Genomic DNA, 10,698 nt, shown 5'->3' with positions numbered 1-10,698 from the left:
TTTGGCTAATCCATCTTAACAGGAAGACCGTGACTCGTCTTCTATTTACTCGTCACCTGTCAACACTTTTAGTGACTAGGGCACTTTTTTATATTCCTTGCTACCTATGGTTCCACATCCCATGAATGATCATAAAAAAACACTGCCTGATGATGTATCGGCCTTCCCGTTCCGTAAAAATCACCGGGAACAACGTCCAATCGTACGGCATCCTTTATTTGATCCGCCGGTTGTTTATTTACTTTCGCATTGATATCAATCGTATACGTTCCGGGTCTGAGGGGAAAGTGGGGTATCCTGCATACAATCTTTCCCGAAAACGGTAACTCTGAAAAAACATAATTTGTAAGCCTGTTGTTAAAATTGATCAATCTTTTTCCTCTATTTTCAACTATCCAAAATCCAAAATCAACATTTCGTAATTTTTCTTCTCGAGATACGTAGGAAAATACTATCGACACATCCTGCCCGGTCATAACGGAAGGAATAATACTGCCATCACTGTTTTTCAAATGAAAGTGAGTAAATCGTATTTTACCATTTCCTTTTCTGTCCAAACGATCAGACAAAGATACTTCTTCGATTTGTTTATATGTCGATGTGAGGTAATTTCTCACAACCTCCTCGGTTTGACCATCCGCTACAATTCGACCTTCGTCTATATGAATCGTCCGCTCGCACAGTCCCATGATCGATTCCATATTGTGGCTGACAAAGAGCACCGTCCGCCCACCCCGAGCCACCTCACCCATCTTCCCCAGGCACTTCTGCTGAAACTCTATGTCCCCCACCGCCAAGACCTCGTCTATCATGAGGATTTCCGGCTCAAGGTGGGCGGCAACAGCGAATCCGAGCCGCACGAGCATCCCGCTGGAGTAGCGCTTGACCGGCGTGTCGATGAACTTTTCGACGCCGGAAAAGTCAACAATTTCGTCAAAATTTTTATCTATCTCCCTTTTTCTCATGCCCAGAATGGTCCCGTTCAGATAGATGTTTTCCCTGCCGGTTAGCTCCTGGTGAAACCCAGTACCCACCGCTAAAAGTGCTCCCACCCGGCCGAAAATCTCCGCCTTCCCGCCGGTCGGATCGGTAATTCCCGACAAGAGCCTCAACAGGGTGGTTTTCCCCACACCGTTCCTGCCGATAATCCCCACAACCTCTCCCTGGGTGACCCGAAACGACACGTCACGCACCGCCCATATCACATCCTCCCCATTCCGGTCGCTATTTGAAAAAGAATACAGATTCCTCAGCTTTCGAAAATTCTTTATCGGGCTGATGAGGAGATCAATTGCCTCGCCGACGACGTTATCGTGCATCTCGTCCTTTAGGCCGATACGATAACGCTTCGAGAGATTTTCGGCATTGATCACGACTGGAGCCATCATCACACCACGTCTGCAAATATCTACTCTATATAATCAAAATGACACACGGCCCGAAAAAACCTTTTAGAAAGGTCTATCCCAGCCACACGATTTGTAGAGGAAAACCAAGATGCTCCCCATGACGGTGTACTGTTATTTTCTCTTGACGCGTTATATGCTCGGATACATTCTCGGTTCCACACGCCGGACACCATTATTATTGTATTAGAGATTTCAAATAGTATTTAATCTCAGCAAACAACCCCATATTATATTTCAGGATGGAAACAAGTGTTTCCGCCGCTTCTCTTTCTTGAGAATTTTGAGACTCCAAGCCACTCAGAACGGCTTCCCTAAAAATTCCTATGTATCTTTTGTCATATTTAAAAATAAAGTCCGTTATCTCCCGGATTTTCTCCTCACCTAAACCGGGATAAGGTTTCCATTCTTCATCCGTAACCGGGAGAGGAGCTTCGAAAAAAAAACCGTCTTCCCTTCCGAGGTATTCCCGAGCTAAATATGCATTTCTTTCTTTAAAACTTTCCAGAATCTGAATGCGTTTAGCCGGACTCAGCAAACTATAGGGCCATGTATTATGTTCATCCAACGAATCGGAGTATTTCTGCAATACTCTATCAAGAAAATCTCCCCTATTCGTCAGGATGTTGAGTACTCTCTTATATTCTACGGCATCGGGACTATACGACCTGTTTATCCTCGACCGGGGAATGCTATACTCCTGAGAAAGATCCAATCCTATTATATTAAAAAAATCGGAAAAAATCGTTCCCCCGAAAAACTGGGCCTTTTCATATGGCCGTACGATGACCCTGTTCTTTCCAAATTGTTCCGCCCACTCGTCAACGGCACGATAATACGCCAGATTATCTTTTGACATAATATCATCCAACCAGACATTTAGAGTGTTTTTTTCCGGTCGTCTTTTAACCCGCTGACTATACAAGGACAACAAATACTCATCCTGTCTTCTCAAATAAACAAGTATCTTTGAATCGCTTATGTCAAATAATCTGTATATTTTCTTTGGATCCGTATGGAATAAGCTTTCCGATGACAATAGAACAGTATGACCGCGATCTAAGGCATGAAACACATTTGTTACTTGCTCCTGAATCTCTTTCGAGTTCCCATCCACATCGTGATTGAAAAACACCCTGGCGTTACCCGAACAGATATTATTCTCGTCCACTTCATGTTCAGGGTAGAAAATATTATTTTTCAGCAGTTCTTCCCTGTTTATAAGTAAGAAGTATTGTAATGCACTTGATCCGGTTTTAGGTGCACCAATGTGAATATATAACATTTTCTCACCCTATTCTTCTCATGCAATTCTGAACAGCTTTTCAGTCAACTCCCAGAGGCTGAAAAAACAAACTATTATCTCGCAGCAGATGTTCCCAGGCATCTCGTCCTTCAGGCCGATGCGATAGCGCTTTGAAAGGTTTTTTACGTCGATCATGATCGGAGCCATTATCACACCATGTCCGCGAAGATCCGCTCTTTATAGTTAAAAAACATCAAGCCCAAAATAAAGATGACGAGCGACAATACCATCCCAATACCGATGAGGTCTCAGGGTTTAGAGATGATCCCCAAAAGCGACACTCTGAATCCCTCGATACCGCTTATCTTTTACTATTTGTGCATATGTTCACCTGTTTTCTTGATGAAACCGGACATCTTATTCTCTATCCTCAATACTATATCTATTAGAGAATACAGTAGAGGAAATTTCTCACGAACTCTACGTTTGAAAAATAACTGAGGAAGGAGCTGATTTTTCAGGCTGGTGTCACCGTACAGCCCTGTCATGTCGATAAAAGCAAATGATTTATCACAATTTTTCTCTATAAGAAATTGGTTGTACGGAAGAGCATATATCGGAACATCCATCGCTTCTGCGAAATAAACCGTAAAGGGAAATACTAAAGTCGGCTCATAGTCTGTATCATGCTGCCACACATTGCGCATAAAATCATCACCGCCGATCCACCCCCCCATTCTGATCTTAGGGAATATTTGTATCAAATCCATGGTAATCCCCCTCAGCGTATGATCGCTATCAATATACGCAAAATCAAGTCCTTCATCCTCTATCTCTTCAATCACCTCCGAGGTGGTTCCCCTCAGAATGATTCTCTTGTTGGCTGCAAAATCCGTTTTCGCCTTTGTTTCAGAGAAAAATGTCTCGAATATATCATTCGTTTGATTTGCCGGCTTGTTCCAGTTATCTAAATATCGCCAGGGATCTATCATGAAATAAGTTTCAATCGAATCGTACCGCTCAAGAATTGCGGCCGCGAAATCTCCCCTATACACCCCCACTTCAGCCATCCTCTGTATCCCTGTTAAATGAAAAAAGCCAATCCACAGGTCCAACCGCGATTTCGATTGATTCACACATTGTTGTAATATCTGCTCTGGATAATCCATATCAACCGGAGACTTTTATCCTCAAACCAAACGGTCACACGTTACTTCCATCCAAAAAAACGATGTATTGTACAATAATCTGTCAAGTACATCGATCTCTCAATTTTCAAGATTCATTTATCGGACCGATGAGAAGATCGAGTATCTCGCTGACGATATTATCGTACATCTCGTCCTTCAGGCCGATGCGGTAGCGTTTCGAGAGATTTTCGGCATTGATCATAACCGGAGTTTTCATCATACCACGTCCGCGAAGATCCGCTCTTTATAGTTAAAAAACATCAGGCCCGAAATAAAGATGACGAGCGACGATACCGTCCCAATGCCGATGAGGTCCCAGGGCATCGGGATGGTACCCAACAGCGACGCCCTGAATCCTTCGATGACGCCTACCATCGGATTGAGGGCGTAGACCAGCCGCCACCCTTCGGGGATGAGGCTTGTGGGATAGACCACGGGACAGGCGTACATGAACATCTGGACACTGAACGTCATGGCGTAGTTCACATCCCGATACTGCACGGCCAGCGCCGTTAACCACAGGCCGAATCCGGCCGAGGCGAGTATCATCATTAGAACGAGACAGGGAATCGCCACAGCCCATACTGTCGGGGCCACCCTGTAAAAAAACATCATCACGATGAGAATCGCCAGGGCGATAATGAAATCTACCAATTTGTCCAGAATTGCAGCGGCGGGGATGACGATGCGGGGAAAATACACCTTTGTCAGCATGTCCGCCGCCCCCACAAGGCTGCTTGTTGCACCGGTCAGAGACGATGAGAAGAATGTCCACGGAACAAGGGCGGTGTAGTTGAACACGGCGTAGGGCACTCCCTCTGAACTGATCTTCGCGAGTTTTCCGAAAATCAGCGTAAACACCACCATGCTGATAATGGGCTTAAACAGCGCCCACCCCGTTCCGAGCACGGTCTGTGCGTATCTGCTCTTGATATTTCTCCATACAAGAAAAAACAACAGGTCACGATAATTCCATATCTCCCTGATGTTCAGAGACAAAAGGGTCTCTTTTGGCTGGATGATTTTTGTGGGAGTGCGAAGTACCTCTTCGCTTTGATGTGACATGGAAGTATCTCCGTATGTTTCTTATGCACTTGTCCTTCAGATGCATCTTATCTCATGGCTTCTGTATCGGTATGCTCTCACCCGGTTACAAAAGATATTGCGTGCTCAATCCACGGAGGTGTGGCGTACAACAAAAGAATATCCCCGTCAGTATCGAGAACACCTATCCCTTTACCACGGTATATATGAATGCAGTCTATTCACAATATCCAACAATTCGAGCATATCGAGCATGTTTTCATCCATTTTTCCCACGTGGTCGTGATGTTCCCCATCACTATTCGGGTTATATTCGACGAAATATCCGGTCTTCTTATTAGTAATTCGTGAAGTCAATTTCATCATTTCACAGATATCTACCCTTTTTTATTATGAATCATATGCAGCTTATTTTTCAACCCCTTTCGTGCAACTCCCAGTACCCGTGCAAAATAATTACGTTTATAACGAAGAAATTCTATTTTGCTGTGTAATGATTTCGGTATGAGATTTTTAATTCCATATTTTTCGTTTAATTCAGGCAATGCTGGCGAAAGAATTTTCGCCGCTTCTTTTACCTTTTTGTCATCAGATGAAAGCCCTTTGATGATTCCGTCTTTCAGAACGGGGATGTTATGTGATGAATGATCGGTAATAAAACGTGTAATCTCAACCACTTTTTCCTCCGACAAGCCGGGATACGGCTCCCAGGGTTCATCGGGGTCCGGCAACGGATCGTAAAATAATTGTCCGTCTGCGCGGCCCAGATATTCTCGAGCTATCGTTGCATTGGTCTCGGCAAATCTCTCAATAATGTCCAGATGTTCTTGTGGAGATAAAAAATCCTGATTTCGTAAAAAAACTTTTTCTGTACCTCTTTTTGAACTTGAATGCATAATAAGGGGCGCCATGAAACTTTTAGTTTGTTTTTTTTCCAGATTAAGCATATTTATCATGCGCTTATATTCCAAATCATCCATCAAGAGCGATTGATTTACTTCCTCTTGAGGCAATACGTACGTATCGTCGAAATCCAAACCAAGAATACGTAAAAAATCTGAAAAGATGGTGCCCCCTTGAAATTGCTGTTTTTCATAGGGATGTACGATAATGTTCTCTTTGCCGAACAAATCACCATAATTCAGTAATGTCTGGAACCATCTCAATTTGGCATAATGTTTGACATATTCCTGGATGGTAAGAATCCTATCGTGTCCAGTTTTTACCTGTTCATTATAATTGGATTTCATATGTTCGGTTTGACGTCTTATATAGGCAATAATAAATATTCGAGAAAAAATCTCTTTTAAACAGACAAGGTCATTGCTGTCAATATCAAAATACATGAATTCACTTGAGAGTAGTACTCTCTGAAAATTTCTGCTCTCCTTCTTCAAGTCAATTACATATTCCGTGAACGTTTTTTTCGGGCGATACCTTTCATGTTGATACTGTGTTATTGAGTTTATCATATAGTGATGACCCGCGAGTTTTGCCCTGCCCGTTTTCGCCCTTCCTGTTTTTGGATAGAGTACTCCCTTTCTCTTGAGCACACGATAATTTTCGGCAAAAAAGGCCTGGAGGGCCGATGTCCCCGTTTTGGGCGGGCCAATATGCAGATACAATGTCTTCATTCCGACTCTCTTATTTCCCTCCCGGTTTATTCAACTTTTGCATGCAGCGGCAGACTGATTGAAGGGTCCCTTATGCTGAGTCATACCATGAGGATATCTTCGAAGACGGCTACTAGATCGGTGCTTAATATGGAGTATTTTTTGTAATATCTTTTTATCCGCCATAAAATCTTGCCACACACTGCTTTGCTGCTCTTTTTAAAGTTTGTTTTTTCATGTAGAAAAATTTCACAAAGGGAATCATTCCGCCCTCGATACGGGATTTTTTTAATTGCATGACGGGAGAGAGTGTCTTCGCAGCCTGATATTCATCCGGATTATTGGACGCCAATCCTCTGGCGATACCATGTCTTAAAACCATGACCAAGAAATGTGAATGATCCGATATAAAGCGGGTTATTTCAATTACTCTCTCATCGGTCAATCCGGAATACGAATCATTTTCCTTCTCTGACTCCCGGAGCGGTTCATAAAACAATATTCCGTCCGACCGACCCAAATACTCACACGCCACTTCAGCATTGCTTTGAAGATATTGAGCCATTAAAGCGACACGCTCTTTTTGAAACAACATATTGTGGGGGAGGAAAATGGCATCTTTTCCTGTTCTGCCTGAAAACGCGAGAATAATCGGAGTGAAGTTAAGCACTTCATTTTTTTCAAGCGGCAATCTGTTTATGCAATACATATATTCCAACACATCCCGTGATAATGAGGGGTTTGGATTTTTTCGAGGAAGACGATAATCGCTTGTCAATTCCAGTCCCAGGACATTGAGAAAATCCGAAAAAATATTCCCGCCATAAAATTGTTGCCTTTCATAGGGACGCACGATTATATTTTCTTTTCCAAATACATCTGCGTATCTATTACAGAGATCTCTATATGAGAGTCGCCATTGATCACAATACTCTTCAAAAGACATTTTATTGCCGAATTTCACTTCATACGAATACCCGGATTCCAAGAAATGATCCTGGCGACGCAGGTATACGATAACTTTAACTTTTTTCGCAACCGTCCTGAACAGCTCAAGTTGAGAGAAATCAATGATCTCATTAAAAATTTCCGTAGAAATCAGGCACTGAGCATTTTCTGCAACTTCATTCTTTAATTCAGCAATATATTCGGCGAATGGCTTTTTCGGTTTAAACACGGGATGCGGTGAATTACGTATCGCACTGATCAGATGATGGTGGGCCCCCATTCGTGCCCGTCCGGTTTTTGGATATACAATACCCCTCTTTTTAAGCAAGACCCTATTATCCCTGAAAAAAGTCTGCAAACTGGTGGTGCCGGTTTTATGTGTTCCGATATGAAGATATAACACGTCCATAAAAATTTCCCGATACACGCTTCAGAAATGTATATACGGACTACTGAAGCATTGAGGTATATTTACCTTCACTCTTCATGATTATGCCGGAATGACGACTCCCCTGAAAACAGCCGCTTCATTTTCCAATCGCTCTTTTCTCCGTTTTTACAGAGCGTGAAACAATGCGAGACGTGACATTCATACCCGTCTCTTTACATCACGGCGTCACACACTCATCACCGAATTGTATGATTGGAGAGCATGTTTTTATACCCGAACGGGGTGTCCATCCGGGAAGATCATGACTTTCTCGCGTACACATGTATATTCCAGGGAATCGGGTAGAACCTCCCCCAATACCCGTGCCGGATGATTTCAAAACCGGAATCCGTGACGACATCAAAGAGCGTTTTCTTGGTGAAAAACCTGATGTGGGGGCCGAGTGGATCATAATGCTCGTCGAAATTCATAAGAGCGATGAGAAGGTTTTTTATGATCCCATGAAACGGTACCGATAGCCACATCTTCCCATCCGGTTTTAGTATCCTCCACAATTCATTCAGCGTTTTCGACACGTGATACACGTGTTCCAACACCTCCGAAGCAACGATAAAATCAACGCTGTCGTTTTCCAACGGGATACGCGCCCCGTCATCAACCTGCAGCAGTTGAACGTCTGTCAGGTGTGAGGCGGCCAAATCCAGGGCCTTTTGCGAAATATCAATGCCTATATATATTCCCTTTTCGTTTATCTTTTTCATTGCCCTGATGTATTGTCCGGCGCCACACCCATAATCGACGATCGTTTCAACGGACGAAGGCACATATTTCACCAGTGCTTGAAATTTTTGTTTTTCGAATGCCGGGATTTCATTCCTCTCTTCCCAGTATTCTTCATTATACTCCCGAATTGAGTCCATAGATAGTAATCCCTTTTTCGAATGATAGAAAATCTCACGTATTCAGGTTCGTATACAAAATTATACACACGTCATATTAATTCTCGGCACACCGACGACAGGATGTATTATGCCTCTCGGACGGGGGTTTGATCGACGTGCTTTTCCCGCACGATATCGTAGGTCTCCCAGAGCGCATCAATCCTTCCTTTTATTTTTTTAATCCCATATGGTGACCTGAATATACAGGTAGTCTTGTCAATATAGAGGAAATCGGTGTAGTGTGAATACCGTATCCATAAATCCCAGTCTTCCAACAGGTCGATTTTTTCGTCGAAACCGCCTTCCTCCAAAAAGAGACTTCGATCAAACATCATACAGTGAATAGGGATGTAATTACGTCTCAAGAGGACATCTATATCATGACGCCGTCTGTGGAGTGTTTTGTACATATATTCCACGAAAGTCAGCGGGCTTTCCCGGATGATCTTGGTCGTGACTTCAAATCCCAGGGTGTACGCCGCTTTAACGATCCCGTCGTTTTCCAGGGCGTTCACAAGCACCTCCAGATGATCCGCGTAGAAAAGATCGTCATCGTCAAGGAGGTTGATATATTTTCCCTTCGCCCGGGCGAACGCGAGGTTGCCCGCGACGCACCTGCCCCCCGGCTCACCGACCATAATGTGTGTTATATCCAGATCACTGAATTCGTTAATGACGTCTCTCGACGAATCCGACCTGTCTTCCGCCACGATCACCTCGACGTTTTGATAGGTTTGATTTCGCACCGATTGCAGCGCATCCCTGAGGAAATCCGGCCGTTCCCGTGTCCTGATGACAATGCTGACCAGCGGCGTGGTATTCGAATGCTCTATACGATGAAACGCGCCGTATCGCTTAATGCCGATATCCACGACATTGAAATTCAAGTCTGTCTTTTTTATGTTTTTTCTGTTTTTTAGCTTCCAGATGAAAGAGTGGTAAAAATTCGGGATATTCTCCACATACAGATAAATCATACGCCGCCGTACATTCGGGAGCGAGAGGGGCCGAAACAGCGCTTTTAAAAAATGCAGGTGGAAGAAAAGAAAGTTCTTGATGCCCGTATACTTGTACCTCAAGAGAGCATGAGATACGAGGGAATGATAGAACTGCGCCGGTTTTGTTATACCCGGCTCCTCATACGTATCGTGTATGACGACGGCATCCGGCACATACATGATCTTCCAACCGTTCATTCGTATGCGCAGGGACAGATCGATGTCCTCGCAATACAAAAAAATACGCCGGTCGAAACCATCGAGTTCCTTAAAGCGATCGCTCTTCATCAGGAAGCATGCGCCCGACATCCAATCCGCCTCCAGTGTAACCGGGTCATACGCCTTCGGATGCTCGTACGGCTGCTGCCTGGCCTCCCAGGCGACAAAACCGTGTTCCTCCGATTGTTCGGCCCGGGAAACGAGACGGGTGAGGCATTCAGGATCAAGCTCGGTATCGGGATTGAGAACAAAAATGTAGGGAGCGGTTGCATGCTCAAACGCACGGTTCATTCCTTCTCCGAAGCCGATATTCTCGCCGTTCTCTATAACGATCAGATTCGTATATGTACGCTTACACTGAGATACAACCGAGACACTATTATCGACAGAATTGTTATCGAGTATGATGATTCGTACATACTCAGCCGGGTAACTGGATCTCATGACGCTTTCTATACAGCGCTCGATGCACTCTGCGGCATTGTAGGTGACAATCAGTATATCGATTGCCGGAGGGGCGACTAAAGCGGAGGCGGGATCGTATAGAACATAGTCGTGCGCAACTCTCTGCTTCACAACCGGTTTGTTCGGCAGGTTGATCCGTGTTAGGGCATGTACAACGGATCGAACCGCTTCGCCGTGTCTTGAGCCCTTCGGGAAAATTTTCGTTTTCAGCGTAAACTTGATTTCTTCCAACAGCAT

At 44.1% G+C, this 10,698-nt stretch carries 9 protein-coding genes; all 9 read right to left on the bottom strand.

The genetic code is table 11. From position 1 onward, the window contains the following. Nucleotides 1-104 precede the first annotated feature (104 nt). The 9 genes from JW885_15440 to JW885_15400 all read right to left on the bottom strand — a co-directional run bounded on the left by JW885_15440 (nucleotide 105) and on the right by JW885_15400 (nucleotide 10,572). Nucleotides 105-1,388, bottom strand: a complete 1,284-nt coding sequence (locus JW885_15440; protein ID MBN1883560.1) for an ABC transporter ATP-binding protein — start codon at nucleotides 1,386-1,388, stop codon at nucleotides 105-107. Nucleotides 1,389-1,584: 196 nt separating this feature from the next. Then, complete coding sequence (locus JW885_15435; GenBank protein ID MBN1883559.1) at nucleotides 1,585-2,691, bottom strand: hypothetical protein; 1,107 nt, start codon at nucleotides 2,689-2,691, stop codon at nucleotides 1,585-1,587. An 18-nt stretch (nucleotides 2,692-2,709) separates the two neighbouring features. Further along, nucleotides 2,710-2,859 (bottom strand): hypothetical protein, encoded by a 150-nt coding sequence (locus JW885_15430; protein ID MBN1883558.1) that lies wholly within the window; start codon nucleotides 2,857-2,859, stop codon nucleotides 2,710-2,712. A gap of 164 nt (nucleotides 2,860-3,023) precedes the next feature. After that, the gene (locus tag JW885_15425; protein MBN1883557.1) at nucleotides 3,024-3,722 is read right to left on the bottom strand and encodes a class I SAM-dependent methyltransferase; all 699 of its coding nucleotides are present in this window, start codon (nucleotides 3,720-3,722) and stop codon (nucleotides 3,024-3,026) included. A gap of 336 nt (nucleotides 3,723-4,058) precedes the next feature. After that, nucleotides 4,059-4,907 carry an ABC transporter permease gene (locus tag JW885_15420; GenBank protein ID MBN1883556.1) on the bottom strand — a complete coding sequence of 283 codons (849 nt, stop codon included), beginning with the start codon at nucleotides 4,905-4,907 and terminating at the stop codon, nucleotides 4,059-4,061. Nucleotides 4,908-5,263: 356 nt separating this feature from the next. After that, nucleotides 5,264-6,520 (bottom strand): hypothetical protein, encoded by a 1,257-nt coding sequence (locus JW885_15415; protein MBN1883555.1) that lies wholly within the window; start codon nucleotides 6,518-6,520, stop codon nucleotides 5,264-5,266. A 154-nt stretch (nucleotides 6,521-6,674) separates the two neighbouring features. After that, a complete protein-coding gene (locus JW885_15410; protein MBN1883554.1) occupies nucleotides 6,675-7,856 on the bottom strand; it encodes a hypothetical protein in 1,182 nt (393 codons plus the stop codon). A gap of 281 nt (nucleotides 7,857-8,137) precedes the next feature. Continuing rightward, nucleotides 8,138-8,758, bottom strand: a complete 621-nt coding sequence (locus JW885_15405) for a class I SAM-dependent methyltransferase (GenBank protein ID MBN1883553.1) — start codon at nucleotides 8,756-8,758, stop codon at nucleotides 8,138-8,140. Nucleotides 8,759-8,865: 107 nt separating this feature from the next. Further along, the gene (locus JW885_15400) at nucleotides 8,866-10,572 is read right to left on the bottom strand and encodes a glycosyltransferase family 2 protein (GenBank protein MBN1883552.1); all 1,707 of its coding nucleotides are present in this window, start codon (nucleotides 10,570-10,572) and stop codon (nucleotides 8,866-8,868) included. Nucleotides 10,573-10,698: the final 126 nt, after the last annotated feature.

This window comes from Candidatus Zymogenaceae bacterium (assembly GCA_016931225.1).
GTDB lineage: Bacteria > Desulfobacterota > Zymogenia > Zymogenales > Zymogenaceae > JAFGFE01.
Note: the sequence above shows the minus strand (reverse complement) of the source record. Positions and strands in the feature narration are given on the sequence as shown.

Bases quoted from the DNA above. Each gene is read 5' to 3' on its own strand.
- JW885_15440 (MBN1883560.1), bottom strand. From the start codon at position 1,388: ATGATGGCTCCAGTCGTGATCAATGCCGAAAATCTCTCGAAGCGTTAT.
- JW885_15435 (MBN1883559.1), bottom strand. From the start codon at position 2,691: ATGTTATATATTCACATTGGTGCACCTAAAACCGGATCAAGTGCATTA.
- JW885_15430 (MBN1883558.1), bottom strand. From the start codon at position 2,859: ATGGCTCCGATCATGATCGACGTAAAAAACCTTTCAAAGCGCTATCGC.
- JW885_15425 (MBN1883557.1), bottom strand. From the start codon at position 3,722: ATGGCTGAAGTGGGGGTGTATAGGGGAGATTTCGCGGCCGCAATTCTT.
- JW885_15420 (MBN1883556.1), bottom strand. From the start codon at position 4,907: ATGTCACATCAAAGCGAAGAGGTACTTCGCACTCCCACAAAAATCATC.
- JW885_15415 (MBN1883555.1), bottom strand. From the start codon at position 6,520: ATGAAGACATTGTATCTGCATATTGGCCCGCCCAAAACGGGGACATCG.
- JW885_15410 (MBN1883554.1), bottom strand. From the start codon at position 7,856: ATGGACGTGTTATATCTTCATATCGGAACACATAAAACCGGCACCACC.
- JW885_15405 (MBN1883553.1), bottom strand. From the start codon at position 8,758: ATGGACTCAATTCGGGAGTATAATGAAGAATACTGGGAAGAGAGGAAT.